The sequence below is a fragment of the Floridaenema flaviceps BLCC-F50 genome (assembly GCF_041929275.2).
Taxonomy (GTDB): Bacteria; Cyanobacteriota; Cyanobacteriia; order Cyanobacteriales; family Aerosakkonemataceae; genus Floridanema; species Floridanema flaviceps.
Genome location: NZ_JBHFNR020000001.1, coordinates 3,883,249 through 3,906,083 on the forward strand (window position 1 = coordinate 3,883,249; position 22,835 = coordinate 3,906,083).

Sequence of the window (22,835 nt, forward strand, 5' to 3'; positions counted from 1 at the left end):
ATTCAAAATATAAAATCAAATGACTTCGGCTTTTACATCAGAAATAATTAATGAATGGCCCGATCATACCCAACTACCAGAATCAAATGGTACTTTCGTGAAAAATTTCCAAGAACACCCCCAAAGTATACTCTTAACTGATTCAATTGAACCAATTTTGCAAACAATTCATCCTGATGGACAATACTGTATTGGTCAAGATTGTGGCATATATTGGCGTATCACCGAGCCACCAGAACGAGGCGCAGAAGCACCTGATTGGTTTTATGTACCAAATGTACCGCCAATGCTCAATGGTGAGACACGCCGTTCTTATGTGATGTGGCAAGAATTTCTCCCGCCTTTAATTGTTTTAGAATTTGTTTCTGGGGATGGCACAGAAGAACGAGATAGAACACCAATAGAAGGCAAATTTTGGGTTTATGAACAGGTAATTGGTCCAGCATTTTATGGAATTTATGAAGTGAGAAAAGCGAGTGTAGAAGTTTATCATTTAATCGAAAATCGCTTTGAATTACTTAGTGTCAATGAACGCGGACATTATCCAATTGCACAGTTGGGGGTTGAGTTGGGAATTTGGCAAGGACAATATCAAAATATGGAGTTGCCTTGGTTACGCTGGTGGGATTTAGATGGGAATCTGCTATTAACAGGTGCGGAACGTGCAGAAAGAGAACGGCAAATTGCCGAACGAGAACGGCAACGAGCAGAACGTCTAGCTGCAAAATTAAGAGAGTTAGGCATCGACCCAGAGGAATAATTTTTCTACGGCAATACCGATAAAAAAAGGTGTAAACACCGATCCTGCTAATTGTGTCAACTTTTCTACAATACCTGTAGACGAAAAAGTGAGTATAGCTAAATAGGGGAATAAAGAAGAATGCAACCAAATAACCCTAATCAATTTACAGAAAAAGCTTGGGAAGCGTTAGCTCGCACCCCAGATATTGTAAAAACAACTGGGCAGCAGTATATTGAAAGTGAACATTTGATGAAATCGCTGCTGGAACAGGAAGGTTTAGTCACCAGCATTTTGAATAAAGCTGGAATTAACGTACAGCGAGTTAGAGATTACACTGATGATTTCATTCGCCGCCAACCGAAGGTTTCTGGTGGTAGTTCTGTTTATTGGAGTCGCAGTGTTGATACTCTGTTAGATAGAGCAGATAACTATCGGAAAGAGTTTCAGGATGAATTCATTTCGATCGAACATTTGTTCTTAGCTTTTGCTCAAGACGATCGTTTTGGCAAAGGGTTATTCCAAGAATTTAAACTAGACGAAGCTAAACTGAGAAATACGATCGCACAAGTCAGAGGCAGTCAAAAAGTGACCGATCAAAACCCAGAAGGAAAATATCAATCATTAGAAAAATACGGTCGTGACCTCACAGACCTAGCAAGAACAGGTAAACTAGACCCTGTAATTGGACGCGATGATGAAATTCGCCGCACAATTCAAATCCTTTCCCGCAGAACTAAGAATAACCCCGTTTTAATTGGTGAACCTGGGGTAGGAAAAACCGCAATTGTGGAAGGTTTAGCACAACGAATTGTCAGCGGAGATGTTCCCCAATCTTTGCAAGATCGAACATTAATTGGTCTTGATATGGGAGCATTAATTGCTGGTGCTAAATATCGGGGTGAATTTGAAGAACGTCTGAAAGCAGTATTAAAAGAAGTTACCGATTCTCAAGGTAATATTATTCTGTTTATTGACGAAATTCACACCGTTGTTGGTGCTGGTGCGACTCAAGGCGCGATGGATGCAGGTAACTTGCTAAAACCAATGTTGGCGAGAGGTGAGTTGCGTTGTATCGGTGCAACTACTTTGGATGAATATCGTAAATATATCGAAAAAGATGCGGCATTAGAACGACGTTTCCAACAAGTTTATGTCGATCAACCAAGTGTTGAAGATACTGTTTCTATTCTCCGAGGTTTGAAGGAACGTTACGAAGTTCATCACGGGGTAAAAATTTCTGATAGTGCTTTAGTTGCTGCGGCGACACTTTCTATTCGGTATATTAGCGATCGCTTTTTACCCGATAAGGCGATCGACTTAGTAGATGAAGCTGCTGCAAGGTTGAAGATGGAAATTACTTCTAAACCGGAAGAACTTGATGAAGTCGATCGGAAAATCTTACAACTAGAAATGGAAAGATTGTCATTGCAAAAAGAAAGCAATGCAGCTTCTAGAGAAAGGTTGGAAAGATTAGAAAAAGAACTCGCAGATCTCAAAGAAGAACAAAGCACATTAAATGCTCAATGGCAGTCTGAAAAAGATGTTATTGTTGAGATTCAGGGGATTAAGGAAGCGATCGATAAAGTTAACTTAGAAGTTCAACAAGCAGAACGGAATTACGATTTAAACCGCGCTGCTGAGTTGAAATACGGTAAACTAATCGAACTGCAACACAAATTAGAAGCAGCAGAAACCAGACTTGCACAAACTCAAAAGAGTGGTAAATCACTGTTGCGAGAAGAAGTCACCGAAGCAGACATCGCGGAAATTATTTCCAAATGGACAGGAATTCCTATCAGTAAACTAGTGGAATCTGAAATGGAAAAACTGCTGCATTTGGAAGATGAATTGCACAAACGAGTAGTTGGACAAGATGAAGCAGTAACAGCTGTTGCTGATGCAATTCTCCGTTCTCGCGCAGGTTTAGCAGATCCAAATCGTCCTACCGCTAGCTTTATTTTCCTCGGTCCAACAGGTGTTGGTAAAACCGAATTAGCGAAAGCATTAGCAGCATATTTATTCGATACCGAAGAAGCTTTGGTGCGAATTGATATGTCTGAATACATGGAGAAACACGCCGTTTCGCGGTTAATTGGTGCGCCTCCAGGGTATGTTGGATATGACGAAGGTGGACAGTTAACAGAAGCAATTCGTCGCCGTCCTTATGCAGTAATCTTGTTTGATGAAATTGAAAAAGCTCATCCAGATGTTTTCAATGTAATGTTGCAAATTTTGGATGATGGACGAGTTACTGATGCTCAAGGTCATACAGTAGACTTCAAGAATACTGTAATTATCATGACTAGCAACATCGGTTCGCAATACATTTTAGATGTTGCTGGTGATGATTCCCGTTATGATGAAATGCGGGGAAGAGTGATGGAAGCAATGCGAAATAGTTTCCGTCCAGAATTCCTTAACCGGATTGATGAAATGATCATCTTCCACGGTTTGAACAAACAAGAATTGCGGAAGATTGTGCAGTTGCAGGTGCAAAGGTTGGGGCGACGGTTGAGCGATCGTAAAATGTCTCTCAAACTCTCCGATTCTGCATTAGATTTCTTAGCAGATGTAGGATACGATCCTGTTTATGGCGCACGTCCGTTAAAGAGAGCAATTCAAAGAGAGTTAGAAACTCAAATTGCCAAAGCAATTTTGCGCGGTGAATTTACTGATGGCGATACCATTTTTGTAGATGTGGAAAATGAACGTTTGGCGTTTAAGCGTTTACCGCAGGAGTTGTTGACGGTTAAATCGAGTTAATTTTTAGTTAGATAGTGATTAATTAACCCACCTGAATTTATATTTGGGTGGGGTTTGTTTATTCGCGTGTTGTGATGACAAGACATCTCAAAGATATAACAAAAAGCTTAAATTTATCATTGCAACAGATGAGTTCGAGTACAATAGCTACTATCAAAAAAAATTAAGTTATTAAGAATGGTATACTCTAATGAGATATTCTTCAAGAAGATATGCAAGAACAGGCGCTCTAATTTTACTTAGTTTATTGTCGATTTTCTTTGCTAGTGAAGCTCATGCTTCTTGGTTACAAGCTGTTATTGCTAAGTTGCAACAGCGAGGTCGAATTGTTGTAACTGGAGATCCATTGACCGATGGTATCTATTATATTGACGCAATTGATTTTACTTCTTTTGCTGGAGAAGGGTGTGTAATAAACTCGCTATGTCAGTATGGTGTGAGAATTGGTGGAGTGGTATATGATGGACAACTTAATAATTTTCTGATACGTAATTGTAATAAACCTGGCACTGGAATTGTCTGCGGTAAACCTCAACAAAGAAGAGTACAAAGTCGCCGCTCTGGAGAAGCAGTTCTTACTGGAAATGATTCAGGGTCAAAGATTAACCTTCGGTCTGCTCCAAGTGCAAATTCAAGGTATCTTGGGTATGGATTAATTGGCGATCGAGTCAGGGTTTTACGTCAAGCTAATGGCGAGGATGGCTACATCTGGTATCAAGTACAGTTTCCCCGGTCAGGAGCTATAGGTTGGATTAGAGGCAATTTTGTTAGGCTTTTGTGATAAATTTTTCTTGCTAGTGCCTGGGTAATTCTAAAATTATCAGTTTTTGTTTTTAGTGTAAAATTTGAGTGCAATCAAGAAAAGGCAGAATCTAATTTGATGGAAACCGAAGATGAATTGCGTTCTGAATACGATTTACATAGTTTGCGTGTCAGAAAATTAGGTTCTGGACGAAAAAATTTTGGTGTAACAACAATTCGTTTAGATCCCGATGTTGCGGAAGTGTTTCCCAATTCAGAGTCAGTGAATGAAGCACTTAGGTTTTTAATTAGAATTGCCAAGGAGAACAAAGCATCTCAACCTATCCCTCCCAATTGATTCAGAGAAGAGATTGAAATTAAAATTACTTCATAAGGGGAGGTAAATTAATGAGCAAAGTTAATTATGATGGGATGTCCGATCGAGAGTTGAAGCAATACTTTCTCGCTCATAAAGATGACAAAGCTGCACTTCAAGCATATTTAGATAGACGCAATCAGCGCCCACGTAAAGTCATCACTAAAATAGGAGATCCTGATTTTGACATTAAGCTGCTTGCAGCTATTCTTCAGCAAATGCAGGATTATCAAAATAACAATGATGAATAAGCCTAACTTTCAAACTTGCAATGTAAACAATACCTGATTTGTACCATGAAAGAAGAGTATGATTTCTCCCTATCTGTAAAAAACCCATATAGTCCAGGCTATTACAATGATACCGAACAGCTGCTAATTGAAAAAATCCGCAGTTTATCGCCGGAAAAGGTGATGGAAGTATTGGATTTTGTAGATTTTATTTGTCAACGAGATGAAGAAAATAGTTTAGTCAAATCAGCAAGTAAACTTTCGGAAAACGCTTTTAAAAAGGTCTGGGATAACTCAGAAGATGCTGAATATGACCAGTTATAAATTCGGTGATGTTATCTTCATCAAGCTGAGTAAGCGTTCTTCGCACACCCTCTAAGCAACGCCATATCCCGTATAAGGGCGTTTATAAGGTGGATGTAACCCTAAAACAATATCCTCTTTTGGTACTCCCATTTCTACTAATTCTTGCGCTAAATCAGCCTCGGTCATATTGCGCTGAATCCAGATTTTGCCATCTTTAATATCTATGTGAATGAAACAGTTGTAAACTCGTTTCAGTCCATTCCAACCAATATCTAAGACTTGGTAATGGTCGTTTTCTGTATCAAAGACAACTTGAGATTCAACCTCTGATTCTGAATTTATATTATCAGAATCAGCATGAGATGTTAACAATTTACGGATAAATTGACGATACTGTTCTATTCTTTCCATTAGCTTATTTTATCATCTACACCAGTTTAGTCACTTTAAGAAAACGTGAAATTTATGCACAAAACGCCTTTTGAGGAATCACCAAATTCTGATAACGAACTTTTACCTGAATACGACTTTGACTATCAGAAAGCAAAACCTAATCGCTTTGCTTCTCGTAGTGGAAAAAAGAAGTTAACTGTTGTGGTTTTAGATGAAGATGTAGCGGAAGTTTTCACTACACCGGAGTCAGTTAATAGAATGCTTCGAGTGTTAATTGAGACAATGCCACAAATAAAAGGTGAGACAGCTTAAAAAAGCGATCGCCAACAAATTAAAAGCTCTATGTCAATTATCACTAAATTACTTGACGATCGCTCTTTTAGTAAATACAATGTAATTACCAAAACTATAAAAAAACCTAACTATGGGCACAGCAATTAGAACTCGAATTGTTAAAATCGGCAATTCTCAAGGGATTAGAATTCCCAAACCTCTGTTAGAACAAAGCTGTATTGATAGCGATCAAGAAGTAGAAATTGAGGTGGAAGGCGATCGCTTAATTGTGCGTGCTGCACCAAAAATACGGGTAGGATGGGATGAAGCTTTTGCAGCAATGGCGGAACAAAAAGATGATATTTTATTAGATGATGTTAGTACTACAAATTGGGATCAAGTTGAATGGGAATGGTAGTCAACCGTTTTGATGTTTTCCTAGTAAATCTCGATCCTACAGTTGGTAGCGAAATTCAGAAAACTCGACCTTGTGTAGTGATTTCGCCAGATGAGATGAACCGCAATATTTCTACTGTAATTGTTGCACCAATGACTACGAAAGGTCAAGCATATCCCACAAGAATAGCTTGTCAATTTCAGGGAAAAGATGGGCAAATTGTTCTCGATCAAATCCGTACAGTAGACAAAGCTCGATTAGTAAAACTGCTTGGTAAAATTAACGCTGATGAGCAAAGAGCAGTTCTTGATACATTGGCTGAAATGTTTGCTGAATAATAATATCTACACAGATCCCCGACTTCTTCAAGAAGTCGGGGATCTCGCGATAAAATAGGTTAAATCAATATATTACTTTTGTATGACACCTTTTCTGCCATCAACTGCGAATCAGCTATCTATTTTATACGAACAGGACTATTACCTTTGGTTAGAAACAACCGCTAAAATCCTGCGAGAGGGACAAGTTTCTTTGCTTGATACTGCTAATTTGTTAGAAGAAATTGAAGACATGGGTAGGAGTGAGAAACGGGCGGTTTATAGCAATCTCAAAATTTTATTGATGCACCTTCTTAAGTATAGGTATCAACCAGAAAAGCGATCGCAAAGTTGGATAGCAACTATTGTTGAGCATCGCCAAAGACTGAAAAAAGCTTTTAAGGAAAGTCCAAGTTTGCAACCTTATTTTGCGGAAATACTTAACGAATGCTACCAAGATGCTAGGGAATTAGCTGCTGCTGAAACGGGATTAGCAATTGATGTGTTTCCAGTTGAATCGCCTTTTGTTGTTGCAGAAATCCTGCATTCTGATTACTTAATTGCAGATGATAATGATTAGATTAAATTTGCTGCTAGGAAGCGATCGCACACCTAATCCCAAGCACTGAAACACAGTAGAGCGATCGCTAATTCCACGCTTACTCTTTCAATTAACCTTCCCCGATCGCAATGAAATTAAAAGCTGACTTTTCTTTGCTAACCTCTAATTTTGCCGCAGTTGCGCCAGCAGGTTGTTTAACTTCTAAATCCCAGATTGTAACTTGGAATGTATCTGCTTTGATATCTTTAACCACAATTTGATTATCAGCGCCCCAATCTTTCAGGGTAGCAACTACACAAGGAGGAGTAGCAAAAGCTTCTGCAAAAGTAATCGCATACAATCCAGCTTCTACTAATGCCACAGTAAACCCTTCACCACCTTGTTTTGTGCCATCATCGTTGACGGTTCCATAAATGATTTTTTGTGCCATATTTGCCTCGTTTGCTTAATTCGATACTTGTCTGATAACTACTAACCTGACATCAAATTCAGGTAACTATGGATACTCAACTGCAAAGAATATCATAATCTAGGAGTTTGTTGTGAGGACTTTAGTGCTCATCCTTAATAAAAGTTTTTGGTACTTGGTTTAAAAGCGTAATTACTCGCACGAACATGAAAGAAGTTAAAGCTAACCACAAAAGATGATTACTTTGGGTATGCCAAGCAATTAAAGCTATGGGAGAAAATCCAATTAATGTGGCAATTAAGGCAGCATTACGAAGAATCGCCCCAGATGTTAAACCTAAAAAGTAGCCGTCTAAAATGAAAGCAATAGAACCTAAACCCAACACTGGTAATAACCACCAAACGTAAGTATCTATTAGCTGCATTAATTCGCCATGATTAGTTAACAATCCAAACATAGCATTAGGAAAGATGATAAAGATTAAAGCTAAAGGAATACCTGTTGCTAAACTGGTGGCACAGGCAATTCTTAATACTATGCTTAGTTGTTGATAAGCTTTTTGTCCGAAAAAGATTCCGGCTAAACTTTCGGTAGCAAATGCCAATCCATCAATTAGATAAATCCCTAGAGTAACTACTTGGAGAAGCAGGGCATTTTCAGCTAATATATCTGTGCTAAAAGCTGCGCTTAGGTTTGTAAAAATCGCAAAGGCGGAAAGAAAGGCGAAGGTACGAATGAAGATGTTACCGTTAAGAGTTACGGCAGCTTTCATGGCATTGGTGTCGAGGATTTTTCCGAAAAACGATCGCACTTCTTGCCACTTAGTTTCTCTAGCAACTAAAATCATTCCTGCGATTAACATTAAATACTGACTAATTGTTGTTGCCATACCTGCGCCAGCACTTTCCCAACCTAAACGAACAATAAATAGATAGTCAAAAATTACATTTCCTCCATTGCCAATGATGGACATTAATAACACTTTGCCGCTTTGTTCTCTACCTAAAAACCAACCAATTAACACAAAATTAAGTAAGGTAGCGGGTGCTGCCCAAATCCTACTTTCGTAGTAGTCTATCCCCGAAGTTTCTACTTCTTTTGCACCACTTAAAATCGCAAATCCTAGTTGTTCTACGGGATATTGTAAAACCAGAATTATTAGCCCCATTCCTAAAGCTAATAAACCGTTACGTAACCCTACTAAAATCACTGTTTCTTTGTCATCTCTTCCCACCGCTTGAGCAGTCATTCCGGTAGTACCCATGCGTAAAAATCCCAAGGTGCGGTAAATATAATTAAACAAAATTGTGGAAAGGGTAACTCCGGTAAGGTGGCGTATTTCTGTTAAATGTCCCAAAAAAGCAACGCTTAATAATCCAGAAAGCGGTACCATTAAATTGGAAAGAATATTAATCGCAGCGAGTCGAAAAAAACGCCGCAGAATTTCTGGTAAGTTAATACTTTTTGCAGATGCACTCTCTAGTTGTTCGAGTGTATCAAGCTCAAAGGTTTGACTTCGTTCTAGAGGTGGTTTTGCAGAATTAACCATGTTTCTAATTGACTAAGCATTTTGATTATGGTTTATTCTATCTTAATTAGAAAATTCTAGCATTTTGATACTTTGGTTACATTAAAAATCCCACTGGCAATATAAATTCCCTTACAGATGATGTGAAAGAGAATTTATTTCTCTAGTGCTGAAAAGCTTTTTTGTTAAGCAAAACTGTGCAGTCTGCTACTAACAAGCATTGCTGGGAACTGGTTGCTGAGTTTGAGCGTTTATTGGCAACGCATTACCCATAAGGGATAATAAGCAAATGGTAACAGCAATAATTAAGAGTTTAGAACGAATTTTCATAAGTTTACTACAAACATTTAGCGATCGCTATTTTCTCATGTTTGTCAATCTCTCAAACTTCCGATCTTTTATTCCTCTGCGCCTGTAACTTTGCGACATTAAAAAATTACATTTATAATAAAGTTAATTCTATTTTTTTTTTGAAAAGAAAACATGATATGAGTATTCACCAAATTTTACTTGACTATTCACTGACAATTTTCGACTGTATAGAAGATTTGTTTGATGAGTTCAATGAATTTTTCCGATCGCTGATTATCCAAGTAGAAGAAGAATTAGAATTGCGTCTAGAAATAAAAGAAACTTTAACTAATGAAATTAAGGAAAAACAAAATGAGCTAAATGAATTACAAAAAGAAATAATATTTTGCAATTCTGAAATAATGACGTTAAATACAGATTTAATTAACTGCGAACAAAGAATAGCGAATTTCCCCACAAAATTAGATAGTCAAAACTTAAATTCAGATTTCATGAATTCGAGAAAAATTCAACAGGATAGTGAAACTAAGCAAGCGCTAATAAATTATTTGCTTAAGCCTGAATCAATGAATCAAATGAGGATTCAAGCACAAGAAATTAGGAATCATGCGAAAAATATTAGAAAACAATCTGCGGAAATTCGCAAGAATATAAACTATTTAAAAAAAGAGTTGTTTTTTACCATAAGTGACACATCTTCGTTAACACAATTTGAGCAAACCTAGACAAGGAAGGATACTAGCTTCAACGTGAAGCCATGCAAAGCAGAAAACTTTTGCTGTTATATCAAATAGAAAAAAGGATGCAACAAATCGGAGATCCCCCATTATCCCCCTTAATAAGGGGGACTTTAAACTCACTCTTGTTCCCCCCTTGGGAAGGGGGGCTAGGGGGGATCAGGCATCTGTAGCAAACATTTAGGTATTCCATATTAGATCTATCTATGGATAGAACTTTAAGCTATAATCACAAATTAAAAATCAAAAATCGCATGGCAGATCAAACTCAACGCTCTTTAAGTACAAAATTAATCGTTGTTTATAAAGGTTGCATAGTATTAATTCTGACAACAATTAGCATTCTGTCTTTTTTTAGTTGGAAAAATTACGATCGACTAGCAATAGTTGCTCAAGATTATCTAGTTGATGGAGAGTTCACTTTAAGTGATTGGTTTCTCAATGCTGTATTGAATATACCTGCTGAAGGGTTGCGGAAGATGGCGCGAGTTGCGGGGATTTATGCAATAGTTATGGGAATTGCGACGATCGGATTTTGGTATGGGAAGAAATGGGCAAATATCTTAATGCTGTTAATGGTTTCTTTGCCACTACCTACAGAAATTTTAAATTGCTGGCATCATTTTTCTGGGAAACATTTAGTGATTCTCTTGCTTAATATCATGGTAGTGATGTTATTGCTGAAGAAAGTGCTGACACCAGCAACAGAATCAGTTTCCGAATTGTCAGAATCGATTTAAAATTTAGAAATTAAAAAAATTGGGGAGATGGCAATGCAGCAATGGTTGAGAGTTGGGAAAATTCTATCGCAATACCGAGCAATTATCCTCGTAATATTCAGCGCAATTCTGACAATTTTACTACACGCACCATTGCTGATAGCAGTAACAGCATTGCCTTCCTCCCAATATTCCTCAACAATTAAAGCGCCATTTAATCAACCTAGTTATTATCCGATTACCGCAGAAGTACCTGCTAATTTTCGACCTGTAAGTGATTGGGTAGGACGGCTAATTCTGCCCTCTAAAGAGCAATATCAAGAATTTGCCAAAACAAACAAAGAAACTGATTGGGCATGGTTCCAGGTGGAAGTAGCCCCTGCTAACGAGAAAAATTTAATTGGTAAGACTGTGCGTTTGGCATGGAGTAAAGAACCGCAGGTGCAAGCTTACGTAAATAAAGCTTCTCGTGATACTCGCTTTCCTGCATCTGTGCAAAAGTCTTACGAAAATGGAGTCATTCATCCGATGCGACTGAATAATCGCGATCGCGTCGGTCCCTTACAATCATTAGCAGGGGCACATCCTATAGATGATGTGACAGTAATTTTGCCTGGAAAAGTTGTAGTTTCAGATCCCCGACTTCTTCAAGAAGTCGGGGATCTGGGTAACACAAACGAAAGTAATTCAACTACAATTTTGCGAATTAATCGGGAACCTTTTCAAGAAACTGGCAGATATTATGGATTAGTCAAATTTTTGGGATTAGTGCCACAAAAACCCCAAGATTTGCCGCAACTTTGTCCGGGAAAACCCCCTTGTACCAGCGATTTAATGCGGGTGCAACACTACAATATTAAAACTGGTAAATTTGATGGTGCAATAGAAATTGTTCGCATTCCCCAACAACCGCCAGATAATGAGGGAATCTTTAATATGACTACTCGCGATCTGGATAAGTCGCCAGCGGGTAAGGCGGGTTGGTATATTTACGGCGCGAAAGATCGGGCGGGAGTTTTTACAGTGCAAGCAATGGTACCGCGATCGCTAATTAAAGTCAAACCCCAAGAAACAATTAGCGGATTTAATCCAGGTTTAAAATTTATTAATTTCCAAAATTGGCAAGATGTAGAAAAAAAGAAGGGAACAGTTGAAAGTATACTTTTAACAGGTAAAACTGACGGCACATATAAAGATTGGGAAATTGGCGATCGGGTTTTAGTAATGCACCTTTATGGCGGAAAAGGTGGCACATATCGCAACGCAGAAAAGTTCGCTTTTGGCACATACACAGGACACTTTTCTTTTGGTGTAGCTGAAGTTGTGCGTGACGTTTTTACCAACGAACCAATTTTTAATATAGACTACTTTCAAGTTTATGGTAATGGCGGAGATGGTACATTATCCGGTATGCAAACTTGGGCGAATTATATGGGCAATCTGCGCCGAGGATTTATGGGAGTTCGCCCAGTTTCGGATGTGTTAATTAAGCTGGATACCTTAACCAAAGAATACGATTTTGGCGGTACAAAACTTTCCTTGTTTAATGAACTAATGGGCGAATTAAGTTTAGTTGCTGCACGTTATCGCATTGGTGATGGTAGCGGAGATTCTAGCATTACTTCTGCAACTTCTTGCGTGCAAGATTCAGCACAAGCAATATTTCTCACTTTATATCGCTTTCAAGAAAAAATAGAAAATAATCGCCAAATTGTGCAATGGATGAAAGATAATCCTAATAATCCAACCACAAAAAGGTTTAAAGATTTGGTAAAATTAGCCAAAGATTTAGCAGAACAACTAACACCAATGGGTGTAGTACGTTGGGATTGGCAATGGAATGCTGATGTACTTACAGGGGTGCGTTCTGACAAAGAGTTTATTAGTATTAGTGATTTTAAACCGAGAAATTTACTCACGGGATTGATTAGTTGGCGAACTGCTCTCCCTCGGCAAGCATACGATGAATTTTCCATGCTATTTTTAAATAATGGTGCCCAATTATGGTTTTTACGCACTAATCAAATTGGCGGAAAAGATCCAAATCTTGCACCATTAGAACCAACTTTATTATTAGGTGCGTGGAAACTGCCATTTACTAATATTCCGATATTTTCTTATTTGGTAACTCGCACTTTTGGCGGGGTAACAATTCCTTCGGAAATAGATTGGTTGAAGACTTTAGGTATGTTAGTAATTTTTGGTGCGATCGCAATTCCCATTGGTTTTACCAAAAACTTTCTTGACTGGCAACCTTTAACTACTCCCTGGTATCATCAATTAGGCAGGACAATTCGACTGCTATTTGTTCCCGCCTTACTCCAAGAATACCTGTTTCGTGTCTTATTATTGCCTTATCCGAAAGATTGGTTTTCGCCTTTAATCTGGTGGAGTTGGGGATTTTTAGGGTTAGGGATTTATGTAGGATATCATTTGATTTTGGCGAAATGGTTTGGGCGATCGACTTTTGCTAATCCCGTGTTTTTGTTGTTAGTAACTCTCTTGGGTTTAACTTGTACCATTAATTATTACTTGATTGGTTCCCTGTGGACAATTACTTTTATGCACTGGGTAACGGTGACAGTTTGGTGGTTGTTTTTTGGGGGAAAAATGCGATCGAGTTTGCCAAAAACAACTTAGTAATCTTGGTTCGTTGTAGCGACTTTAGTCGTTTAATTAAGGAAGAGAACGACTAAAGTCGTGACAACGAACCTAAATTTTTTGGAAGATTACAGAAAGATTATTTGCTGGCATAGAAACAGTTTCGCGCCATTGCAAATTTTGCATCTTTGCAGCAGCAATTACATCATCTAAATCACGCACTCCCCATTCTGGATTCTGACTTTTTAACATTTCATCAAATGCAGCATTACTCGGTGCGGTATGTTGCCCATTTTGTTTAAAAGGGCCATATAAATAAAGGATGCCATTTTGGGGAAGAATGCGTCCTGCACCTGCCATTAATCCTAAACAAGCTGACCAAGGTGCAATATGAATCATGTTAATACTAACTATGGCAGTAATTTCGCCAAGATATTGCTTTTCTTGTTCGATCGACCAAATATCAGCACAAACATCTAATAAAATCGGCGGATAAATGTTATCTGATGGCGCGTACTCCAGCCAAGCAGAAATACTCGCAAGTGATAGATAATTAACATCTGTAGGCAACCATTTCCGTCCAGAAAGACGTGGCGCAAAAAAGACGGCGTGTTCACCAGTACCACTTGCTATTTCTAAAATTGTACCAGTGCTGGGTAAAATCCGCTGCAACACTTCTAAAATTGGTTCTCGATTACGCTGAGTCGCTGGGGCAAATTGTCGATCGTCGCTCATTTTTAAAAGATTCTAACAGGGCGAGTTTTTATCGGAGTAGACAGATAAAATTATATGGCGATCGATAACCTGATTCTAGATCCCCGACTTCTTCTGTGAAGTCGGGGATCTGGATAACACTAGATAGTTAATTGTGGCGTTTTATATGGAAAAATCTCCAACAGAGCGGTTGATTTTAATTTTGGAGGATAACCCGGATCATGCCAATCTCATCACTAATGCACTGACGGAAAGTTCAACACACTACCGCATTGTGACGATCGCTGATGGTACAAAAGCAATGGATTTTCTCCATCATCGTGGGGAATATGCTGATGCTCCTCGTCCCGACCTAATTCTACTAGATTTACATTTGCCGGGAAAAGAGGGCAAGGAAATTTTAGCAGAAATTAAAGCCGATCCTCAACTGCACCGCATTCCTATCGTTGTATTAACTATTTCTCAGAGTGAAGAGGATATCTTTGGTATCTATGCACTCCAGGGCAATTGTTATGTGATTAAATCTGATGATTTACAACAATTAACTCAAACAATTAAGCGCATTGAAGAGTTTTGGTTAAGAATTGTTACTCTACCGTTAGAGTAGTTACTCACAAAATTAAGTTGTTTCTTGAAAAAATATTGCTAATTGCTGAGGAGAAATAAACTTTTACATTATTTGTGCAGCTAAAAATTGAATCACTATATATTGGGAAAACTTCTACTTTATTTAAGGTTTACATTTAGCCGCTGAAGAATTTTATGCGGTATGCTGCGACTAGAGGTAGAAATTGGAAGGTCAGAATTCTCGGCTAGAGGAACAGGGAAATTCGGAAATATTTATTGTTAAGCAAAGACAAGTAAATAGCGGATAAGTTTCACACAACAGGAGTAATTATTTGTAAGATCGGCTGAAGCTAGGACGGGAAATAGATTTTATACTCTGGTTTGTGGAGGGTAATTATGACAGCTATGAATTTAGAGACGCAAGAGATTAATTTAACCAGTTTAAAGCAGCCGCAAATCCATACATTGACTCAAATTCAACCGCACGGAGTCTTGTTGGTATTGCAAGAACCAGACTTAACAATTTTGCAAGTTAGCACTAACTGTTCGGCAGCTTTTGGAATGCCAGCAGAACAGGTTTTGGGTAAGACTTTGGAAGATATTTTAGATACTTTCCAACTGCAACAATTTAAGGAAGGATTAGAGCAAGAAAACCTAGATGTAATCAACCCGACAAAGGTTTGGGTGAGACGGAAAGGGGATGATTACTTAGTTTTTGATGCGATATTTCACCGCAGTTCCGATGGATTTTTGGTTTTAGAGTTAGAACCAGCATTAACTCAGGAAAATATCCCATTTTTGAGTTTTTATCACCTAGCGAAGGCTTCTATTGGACAGTTGGAAGCTACCTCGAATTTACAAGATTTCTGTCAGATTATTGTTCGGGAAGTGCGGAATGTCACGGGATGCGATCGCGTGATGTTGTACAAATTTGATGAAGACGGACATGGCGAAGTTGTTGCTGAAGTAAAACAGCCGGAAATGGAACCATATCTAGGGTTACACTATCCAGAATCGGATATTCCCCAACCAGCGAGAAAAATGTTTCTCTCTAACTGGATTCGGGTAATTCCCAATTCTCAGGCTGAACCAGTAGAACTTTATCCCAGCAATAACCCAATTACAAATCAACCGATCGATCTGACTCTTTCCATTCTCCGCAGTCCTTATTCCTGTCACTTGGAATATTTGCACAACATGGGAGTTGGCGCATCTTTAACTATCTCCTTAATGAAGGATCAGAAACTTTGGGGATTGATTGCTTGTCACCATCGCACACCCAAGTATATTCCTTATGAATTGCGGAAAGCTTGCGAATTTTTGGGCAGAGTAATTTTTGCCGAAATTTCCACCCGTGAAGAAGAAGCAGATTACAATTATCGGATGAAATTGTCGCAAGTTCAATCAATGTTGATTGAATATATGTCCCAGTCAGATAACTTCATTTCTGGGTTAGTCAATCATCAAACAAACTTGCTAGATTTAGCAGATGCCAAAGGTGCGGCAATTTGTTTTAATGGACATTGGACAACCATTGGACGCACGCCACCAGAAAACGAATTAAATTATTTGGTGCAATGGTTAGGCAAAACCGTAGAAGAAGAAGTTTTTTACACTGATTCATTGCCGTTAATTTATTCTGATGCGGAACGATTCAAGGATATTGCTAGCGGGTTGTTAGCGATTCCAATTTCTAAGCGGAGTTATGTATTATGGTTCCGTCCTGAAGTGTTGCAAACCGTAAATTGGGGGGGAGATCCAAATCACGCTTACGAAGTGAAAGAAACAGACAATAATTTGCGTTTGTGTCCGAGGAAATCTTTTGAATTGTGGAAAGAAACGGTGCGGTTGAAATCTTTGCCTTGGAAACAAGTGGAAGTGAAAGCAGCACTGGAATTACGAAAAGCGATCGTCAATATCGTACTCAGACAAGCGGAAGAATTAGCCTTACTCGCGCAAGATTTGGAACGTTCCAACGCCGAATTAAAGAAATTTGCTTATGTCGCTTCCCACGACTTGCAAGAACCACTAAATCAAGTGGCAAATTATGTGCAGTTGTTGGAAATGCGGTATAACGAAGAATTAGATCAAGATGGCAAAGAATTTATCGACTTTGCTGTGGAAGGTGTGAGCTTAATGCAAACTCTAATTGATGATGTGTTAGCTTACTCCAAAGTAGATTTGAAAGGCATTGAATGGGAATTAACTGATTTAGAATTAGCATTGGATCGAGCATTAAGTAATTTACGCGGCAGAATAGGCGAAACTAATGCTACAGTTACTTTCGATCAAATGCCGACAATTGTGGCAGATGGAACTCAATTAATGCAATTATTCCAAAACTTAATTGGGAATGCGATTAAGTTCCAGAAAAAAGATGAACCGCCACAAATTCATATTGGGGTGCAACGGCAAGAAGATGATTGGTTGTTTAGAGTTAAAGATAATGGCATTGGCATCGATCCGCAATTTAGCGATCGCATCTTTGTCATTTTCCAACGTTTGCACACCCGCGATGAATACCCCGGCTCCGGTATGGGATTAGCCATTTGTAAAAAAATAGTAGAATGCCATCGAGGACGGATCTGGGTCGAATCCGAACTGGGCAAAGGCGCAACCTTCTGCTTTACAATTCCAGTAGGAGGACGCGACTCTGCTAAAGCAATCCTTCGTGAGCGCAATCATGCCAACCCAAACAGGTTACAAAAGAATCTTTTTGATCGAAGATAATCGCGGCGATATCCGGCTAATCCAAGAAGCATTGAAAAGCACTGCTGCTCAGTGTGAAGTGATTGTCGCTAGGGATGGCATGGAAGCAATGGCTTATCTCCGACAGGATGGGGAATTTGCGGGTGCAACTCTTCCCGATCTCATCCTGTTGGATCTGAATTTGCCGAAAAAAGACGGACGGGAAGTGTTAGCAGAAATTAAAACCGATCCTGCACTTAAGCACATTCCCGTAATCGTCTTATCTACTTCGCGCAATGAAGAGGATATTTCTAAAAGTTACGATTTGCACGTTAATTGCTATATCTCCAAATCGCGAAATCTCAGTGAATTGTTTAAAATTGTTCGGGGGATTGAGGAATTTTGGTTGGAAACTGCAATACTTCCTTCGGAAGGAAAGTAGAAAAAACTTGCGTGAATATTTTGTTGGTTGAGGATAACCTGGCAGAAGCAAGGCTATTAAAAGAAGTATTGAAAGGAGCAATTCTAAGTCGGTTTAACTTAGCCCATGTGAAACGTTTGGGGGAAGCAATTGCCACCCTAGAAACTGAAACTTTTGATGTAGTGCTGCTAGATTTGACTTTACCAGATAGTGAGGGGCTAGCTTCTTTAGATTCACTAATTAAGCACGCCCCTAGCTTGCCAGTTGTTGTTTTAACTAATACTAATGATGACGAATTGGCGATCGAATCAGTGCGTCATGGGGCGCAAGATTATTTAATGAAACGGCAGATCAATCAAGAGATTTTGGTGCGTTCTTTACGGTATGCGATCGAACGGAAACAAGCCGCCGAAGCTTTAAGAGAAGCCAACGAAATTCTCGAAAAGCGGGTACAAGAACGCACCGCTGCCTTAGAAATGGCTAACGAATTATTGCGCCAAGAAATTGAATGGCGACAAAGAATTCAGTCAAGATTAGAACTAGCCCAACAAGCCGGAAAAATTGCTTCTTTTGAATGGCTAATTCAAACTAATGATATTGTTTGGACAGCAGAATTAGAAGCACTTTATGGATTAGCACCGGGCAGTTTTGAGGGACAATATGAAGGTTGGATGCAAAGTATACATCCAGACGATCGCCCCAAAGTAGAACAAGAACTCTGGCAAGCCGTCAAAAAGGGACAGGGATTAGATACAGAATTTCGCATTATTTGTCCTCAAGGAGGCAGAAGGCCGAAGACTTCCGTCTTGGTCAGCCGAACGGCAGAAGGCAGAAGGGAAGACGAATCTTTATTATTAGATTTAGATGAAGCCTCTTGTCCGCTGACTTCTAACTGTTGTGTTCCCGGAGAAGTTCGCTGGATTGCTGTTAAGAGTAGCCTATTTTGTGACCAAACAGGAAATCCAGTGCGAATGATTGGTATCCACATGGATATTACCGAAAAGAAACAGCTAGAAGCGCAATTTTTACGCGCCCAGCGTTTGGAAAGTTTGGGAACCCTTGCCAGCGGTATTGCTCACGACTTAAATAATATTTTGACTCCTATTTTGGCAGTGGTGCAACTATTACCGATGAAACTGCCAAACTTAAATAATAATACTCAACAATTATTGAAAACCTTGGAATCTAGCGCCCAAAGAGGAGCAGATTTAGTTAAACAAATTTTATCTTTTGCTCGTGGAGTTGAAGGCAAAAGAATTAATTTACAAATCCATCATTTATTATATGAAATAGAGCAAATTATTCAACAAACTTTGCCGAAATCTATTGATATTCACAGCAATATTCCCTCAAATCTTTGGACAATTTCCGGCGATACCACGCAACTGCATCAGGTGTTTATGAATCTCTGCGTTAATGCCCGTGATGCTATGCCTGAAGGTGGTAATTTGCAAATAATTGCTCAAAATATACTGGTGGATGAACAGTATGCCAGAATGCACTTAGATGCTAAAGTTGGGGCTTATGTAATGGTGAGTGTTGCCGATACCGGAATGGGCATTCCCCCAGAAATTCTTCATCGAGTTTTCGATCCATTTTTTACTACAAAAGAAGTTGGCAAAGGTACGGGTTTAGGACTTTCAGCAGTGCTGGGAATTGTCAAAAGTCACGGCGGATTTATTGATGTGCAAAGTGAGGTAAATAAAGGCAGTTTGTTTAAGGTGTATTTGCCTGCGATCGAATCACTTGTTAACGAAACTAATGATGATTTAGAATTATTAGTTGGTCAACAACAATTGATTTTAGTTATTGATGATGAAGCCGCAATTACGGAGATTACTAAAAATACATTAGAAATTTATAATTATCGAGTTTTGACAGCGAGTGATGGCATTGAAGCGATCGCTCTTTACGCTGAATATAAAGACGAAATTGCTGGTGTATTAATGGATATTATGATGCCGACAATGGACGGTACAACTATTATTCCCCTCTTACGCCGACTGAATCCAAATGTATACGTATTAGCCATGAGTGGACTAAATTCTACAGAAGTAGTTTCTCAAGTCCAAAAGTTAGGTTTTCAAGGCTTTTTATCTAAACCATTCACCACAAAAGAACTACTCTGGGCATTATATAAAGGACTAGTAACAGGGGACTAGGAAAGTTTTAATTTGTAGGGGCGGGTTTAGTAGAGAAGTCTGTGGTCATAGCAGAATAATTAACAACTTTCACCCGCCCTGGAGAGAGTTTTGAGTTAATCAACTTCCCCTTGTCTCCTGGGCCCTTGGAACCCCTCTACCCCCATGCACCTGGACACCTCTACACCCCTGCACCCCTGCACCCCTGCACCCGGAGCACCCCTGATCCGCTGCCTCTCTTCCAGACAGCGTTGCAAATAAATGTGAGCAACTTTATCTTGAGGATTAACAGAAAGACATTTGGCAAAAATTTCTGCGGCGCGTTCAAATCTGCCTAAATTAAAAAGTAAAACTGCTTGTTCAAATCCGGTTTTAGTTAAATATTTAGCTTGTTTAAGTTCGGGTGGATCGGCATCAAATATTTCATAAACAGTGACCATTTCTGATTTGCCTTTAACTTTTACTTTATCAATCAGTCGTATCCCATAAGCATTAGCATCATTTAAAGCCAAAAAAGTGTAGTGAGAAATTAATAAAGCTACGCCATAATTTTTGGTCAACCCTTCAAGTCGAGAGGCCAAGTTAACCGCATCACTAACTACTGTAGTGTCCATGCGCGATCGCCCGCCCACAGTACCTAGCATCATTGTACCTGTATTAATTCCAATGCCAATTTTAATCGGCGAACTACCCCTACTTTGGCGCTCTTGATTAAACTCATTAAGGGCGTTTAGCATGGCAATTCCTGCTTTAACGGCATTATCTGCTTCACCAGTAAACAGTGCCATAATTGCGTCACCAATGTATTTATCAATAAACCCTTGATTGTGAATAATTTCTGGTTCCATGCGGCTGAGATAATCATTAATAAATTTGAAATTCTCAGCCGGAGTCATACTTTCTGATAAAGTGGTAAAATCCCGAATATCAGAAAATAATACGGACATTTCTTTTTGCACTTGATCGCCTAATTGCACATCAATAATACTTTCTTTGTTTAATAACTCAAGAAATTGATGCGGCACGAAACGCGAGTAAGATAAGTTAAGTGCAAGTAACTGTTCGGTTAATTTTATCCGTTCTGCTTCAGCTTTTTTGCGTTCAGTGATATCCCGAAAAACTAGCAGTGCATAAGTAATTTGCTCGGATTTATCATAAATAGGAGTTGCCCAACTTTCTAGGGGAATAATCTTATTTTGTAGATGAATTTCTAGATCATCCACTGAGAAAGATTCACCTTTTAGAGCACGGACAATAGGTAATTTTTCATAAGGGTATAATTGACTAGTTCCAGCCAGGTAAAGTTGGTAAAGTTCTGTAAAATCCTTAATTGTACTATCAGGAATCACTCCTTTACCAAGTAGTTGTTGTGCAGCATCATTCAGGTAATAAATTTTGCCATTCCCATCAACAACTGCAACTCCTATTGGTACTGCTTCTAAAAATTGAGCTAATCTTCTTTCACCTTCCCTTGCTGTTTCTTCGGCTTTATATTCTAATTCGGCGGTAACTGTATCGTAGTGTGCGGTGGTAGTTTCTAATAAAATTTCTAAGTCGGTTTTTTGCCGTTGTAATTCTAGGGCGTGGTAGCCTGCGATCGCAATTCCCGAAGTAATTAATGCTGTTAACGAGGGAACTACAGGTAGCCACCAACTAGCTAAAAAAGCTAAATAACTGCCCCCAACCAGACTACCTCCGGCTACTACAATAAAGATTGTAAAAGTTACCCATTTCCCAGCAAATTTATTGATGAATTGTTGCGCTACCAGTAATTTCCTAGTTCCTGTAGCGCCGATAAAAGACCAAACTAAAACCCAGAAAATTTCGCTTGGTTCTGACCAATATTTAATAAAAGGTCTGTCATCTAATGCCGCACTTAAAATTTGGCTAGTTAAGTTAGCATGAATAACTACTCCTGGTGTTAATTTGGGGCTACCGAAAGGATTAGCACTGTAAGGAGTAAAGAATAAATCGTTGAAGCTAGAACCAGTAACACCGATTAAAACAATGCGCTCGCGCATCATATTTGGCGGTATGCGATCTGACAAAACATCCTTTAATGATATAGTTTGGAAATTATTTAAACTGCCTCGATAGTTCAATAAAATTTGATAACCACCAGAGTTAGCCCTAATATATCCACCTTCATTACCAGTAAAAGGCACAAATTTAGCTTTTCCTAATCCTAAAATTTTATTTTTCGGGTCGAGCATCTGGAGTTTTATGCCGCGACTTTCCAAATACATTAAAGCTAATTTGGTTCCTAAACTTAATCTTGTTTTTCCTTGGGCAGATCTTACTGATAGCAAACCTCGCCGCACTTTGCCGTCAGAATCTAATACTAAATCTGAAATTCCTACTTGTCCTAATTTGCTTAAAGTTGGCGGTGGTGCTACAGTATTTCCAACTACTTTTTCTACCCCTATTAAGTTAGGTGTAGATTGAAACGTTTTAACTAATTCCGCGTTACCAGGCGGTACTGGCAAATCCCGATATATATCTAAACCAATGACTTTTGGCTGCTGGGCTTTCAATTTTTCAATTAACTGGGTTAAAACTGCATCGGAAATCGGCCATTGATTAGTATACGTAATATCCGACTCATTAACAGTAACAATAACAATTCGAGAATCCACTGATTCCCGGGGACGTAAGCGAAAAAACTGATCTAAAGTCGCCCATTCTAAAAGCTGGAATAAACCTAAATAATTCGCTATTATTACTAATCCAGCAACACTGGGGGCAAGAATTAGTACGCTGCGCCATTGGCGAATTATTTTGTTAAGTTTTGACTTCATAGATTTTTCGCATTAAAAACTGAATGCAATCGTCGCTGTTAACAAAATTCTAATGAAGCACCCCCTTCGCCGGAAAAAAAATCTTTAACCGAGCCGCATT

22 protein-coding genes are annotated in these 22,835 nt (G+C 38.9%); 17 read left to right on the plus strand and 5 right to left on the minus strand.

The genetic code is table 11. The annotated features are described in order from the left end of the window. The first annotated feature begins 19 nt into the window (after positions 1 to 19). The 6 genes from ACE1CI_RS18785 to ACE1CI_RS18810 all read left to right on the plus strand — a co-directional run bounded on the left by ACE1CI_RS18785 (position 20) and on the right by ACE1CI_RS18810 (position 5,176). Positions 20 to 760, plus strand: a complete 741-nt coding sequence (locus ACE1CI_RS18785; RefSeq protein WP_413263039.1) for a Uma2 family endonuclease — start codon at positions 20 to 22, stop codon at positions 758 to 760. A gap of 120 nt (positions 761 to 880) precedes the next feature. Further along, positions 881 to 3,505, plus strand: a complete 2,625-nt coding sequence (gene clpB / locus ACE1CI_RS18790) for an ATP-dependent chaperone ClpB (RefSeq protein WP_413263040.1) — start codon at positions 881 to 883, stop codon at positions 3,503 to 3,505. 190 nt (positions 3,506 to 3,695) lie between these two features. Beyond that, the gene (locus ACE1CI_RS18795) at positions 3,696 to 4,286 is read left to right on the plus strand and encodes an SH3 domain-containing protein (RefSeq protein WP_413263041.1); all 591 of its coding nucleotides are present in this window, start codon (positions 3,696 to 3,698) and stop codon (positions 4,284 to 4,286) included. A 99-nt stretch (positions 4,287 to 4,385) separates the two neighbouring features. After that, complete coding sequence (locus ACE1CI_RS18800; RefSeq protein WP_413263042.1) at positions 4,386 to 4,604, plus strand: hypothetical protein; 219 nt, start codon at positions 4,386 to 4,388, stop codon at positions 4,602 to 4,604. Positions 4,605 to 4,654: 50 nt separating this feature from the next. After that, entirely contained in the window at positions 4,655 to 4,873 is a 219-nt protein-coding gene (locus ACE1CI_RS18805) for a DUF6887 family protein (RefSeq protein ID WP_413263043.1), read from the plus strand. A 45-nt stretch (positions 4,874 to 4,918) separates the two neighbouring features. Then, positions 4,919 to 5,176: a toxin-antitoxin system, antitoxin component, Xre family protein gene (locus ACE1CI_RS18810; protein WP_413263044.1), complete on the plus strand. Its 258-nt coding sequence runs from the start codon at positions 4,919 to 4,921 to the stop codon at positions 5,174 to 5,176. A 51-nt stretch (positions 5,177 to 5,227) separates the two neighbouring features. On the opposite strand, the gene ACE1CI_RS18815 is transcribed toward ACE1CI_RS18810, so the two are convergent. Next, a complete protein-coding gene (locus ACE1CI_RS18815; RefSeq protein WP_413263045.1) occupies positions 5,228 to 5,569 on the minus strand; it encodes a XisI protein in 342 nt (113 codons plus the stop codon). Positions 5,570 to 5,623: 54 nt separating this feature from the next. On the opposite strand from ACE1CI_RS18815, the gene ACE1CI_RS18820 reads away from it, so the two are divergent. From ACE1CI_RS18820 to ACE1CI_RS18835, 4 genes are all read left to right on the plus strand, one after another. Continuing rightward, positions 5,624 to 5,863, plus strand: coding sequence for a hypothetical protein (locus ACE1CI_RS18820; protein ID WP_413263046.1), 240 nt, complete (start codon positions 5,624 to 5,626; stop codon positions 5,861 to 5,863). 112 nt (positions 5,864 to 5,975) lie between these two features. Beyond that, on the plus strand, positions 5,976 to 6,242 hold the full coding sequence (locus tag ACE1CI_RS18825) for an AbrB/MazE/SpoVT family DNA-binding domain-containing protein (RefSeq protein ID WP_413263047.1): 267 nt from the start codon (positions 5,976 to 5,978) through the stop codon (positions 6,240 to 6,242). Beyond that, complete coding sequence (locus ACE1CI_RS18830; RefSeq protein ID WP_459563838.1) at positions 6,230 to 6,559, plus strand: type II toxin-antitoxin system PemK/MazF family toxin; 330 nt, start codon at positions 6,230 to 6,232, stop codon at positions 6,557 to 6,559. Before ACE1CI_RS18825 ends, ACE1CI_RS18830 begins: the two co-directional genes overlap by 13 nt. A gap of 82 nt (positions 6,560 to 6,641) precedes the next feature. Beyond that, positions 6,642 to 7,118, plus strand: coding sequence for a DUF29 domain-containing protein (locus ACE1CI_RS18835; protein WP_413263049.1), 477 nt, complete (start codon positions 6,642 to 6,644; stop codon positions 7,116 to 7,118). A 91-nt stretch (positions 7,119 to 7,209) separates the two neighbouring features. On the opposite strand, the gene ACE1CI_RS18840 is transcribed toward ACE1CI_RS18835, so the two are convergent. Together ACE1CI_RS18840 and gntT are read right to left on the minus strand one after the other, a co-directional pair. Further along, positions 7,210 to 7,530, minus strand: coding sequence for an H-type lectin domain-containing protein (locus ACE1CI_RS18840; RefSeq protein ID WP_413263050.1), 321 nt, complete (start codon positions 7,528 to 7,530; stop codon positions 7,210 to 7,212). Between the two features lie 121 nt (positions 7,531 to 7,651). Beyond that, on the minus strand, positions 7,652 to 9,058 hold the full coding sequence (gene gntT, locus ACE1CI_RS18845; protein ID WP_496615565.1) for a guanitoxin biosynthesis MATE family efflux transporter GntT: 1,407 nt from the start codon (positions 9,056 to 9,058) through the stop codon (positions 7,652 to 7,654). 467 nt (positions 9,059 to 9,525) lie between these two features. Here gntT and ACE1CI_RS18850 point away from each other — a divergent pair, with 467 nt between their 5' ends. The 3 genes from ACE1CI_RS18850 (at position 9,526) to ACE1CI_RS18860 (ending at position 13,445) form a co-directional block, all read left to right on the plus strand. Beyond that, complete coding sequence (locus ACE1CI_RS18850; protein WP_413263052.1) at positions 9,526 to 10,074, plus strand: hypothetical protein; 549 nt, start codon at positions 9,526 to 9,528, stop codon at positions 10,072 to 10,074. A gap of 266 nt (positions 10,075 to 10,340) precedes the next feature. Further along, on the plus strand, positions 10,341 to 10,826 hold the full coding sequence (locus tag ACE1CI_RS18855) for a DUF2127 domain-containing protein (protein WP_496615566.1): 486 nt from the start codon (positions 10,341 to 10,343) through the stop codon (positions 10,824 to 10,826). A 33-nt stretch (positions 10,827 to 10,859) separates the two neighbouring features. After that, positions 10,860 to 13,445: a CPBP family glutamic-type intramembrane protease gene (locus ACE1CI_RS18860; protein WP_496615567.1), complete on the plus strand. Its 2,586-nt coding sequence runs from the start codon at positions 10,860 to 10,862 to the stop codon at positions 13,443 to 13,445. Positions 13,446 to 13,517: 72 nt separating this feature from the next. Here the strand turns inward: ACE1CI_RS18860 and ACE1CI_RS18865 are convergent, their stop codons facing one another. Then, on the minus strand, positions 13,518 to 14,141 hold the full coding sequence (locus tag ACE1CI_RS18865; protein ID WP_413263055.1) for a DUF938 domain-containing protein: 624 nt from the start codon (positions 14,139 to 14,141) through the stop codon (positions 13,518 to 13,520). Between the two features lie 145 nt (positions 14,142 to 14,286). On the opposite strand from ACE1CI_RS18865, the gene ACE1CI_RS18870 reads away from it, so the two are divergent. From ACE1CI_RS18870 to ACE1CI_RS18885, 4 genes are all read left to right on the plus strand, one after another. After that, entirely contained in the window at positions 14,287 to 14,727 is a 441-nt protein-coding gene (locus tag ACE1CI_RS18870; protein WP_413263056.1) for a response regulator, read from the plus strand. A 356-nt stretch (positions 14,728 to 15,083) separates the two neighbouring features. Further along, a complete protein-coding gene (locus ACE1CI_RS18875) occupies positions 15,084 to 17,417 on the plus strand; it encodes an ATP-binding protein (RefSeq protein ID WP_413263057.1) in 2,334 nt (777 codons plus the stop codon). Further along, complete coding sequence (locus ACE1CI_RS18880; RefSeq protein WP_413263058.1) at positions 17,371 to 17,817, plus strand: response regulator; 447 nt, start codon at positions 17,371 to 17,373, stop codon at positions 17,815 to 17,817. The genes ACE1CI_RS18875 and ACE1CI_RS18880 overlap by 47 nt, the downstream gene beginning before the upstream one ends. 11 nt (positions 17,818 to 17,828) lie before the next feature. Further along, a complete protein-coding gene (locus ACE1CI_RS18885; RefSeq protein WP_413263059.1) occupies positions 17,829 to 19,958 on the plus strand; it encodes a hybrid sensor histidine kinase/response regulator in 2,130 nt (709 codons plus the stop codon). Between the two features lie 95 nt (positions 19,959 to 20,053). Here ACE1CI_RS18885 and ACE1CI_RS18890 read toward each other — a convergent pair whose 3' ends face one another. Beyond that, positions 20,054 to 22,735 (minus strand): CHASE2 domain-containing protein, encoded by a 2,682-nt coding sequence (locus ACE1CI_RS18890; protein WP_413263060.1) that lies wholly within the window; start codon positions 22,733 to 22,735, stop codon positions 20,054 to 20,056. Positions 22,736 to 22,835: the final 100 nt, after the last annotated feature.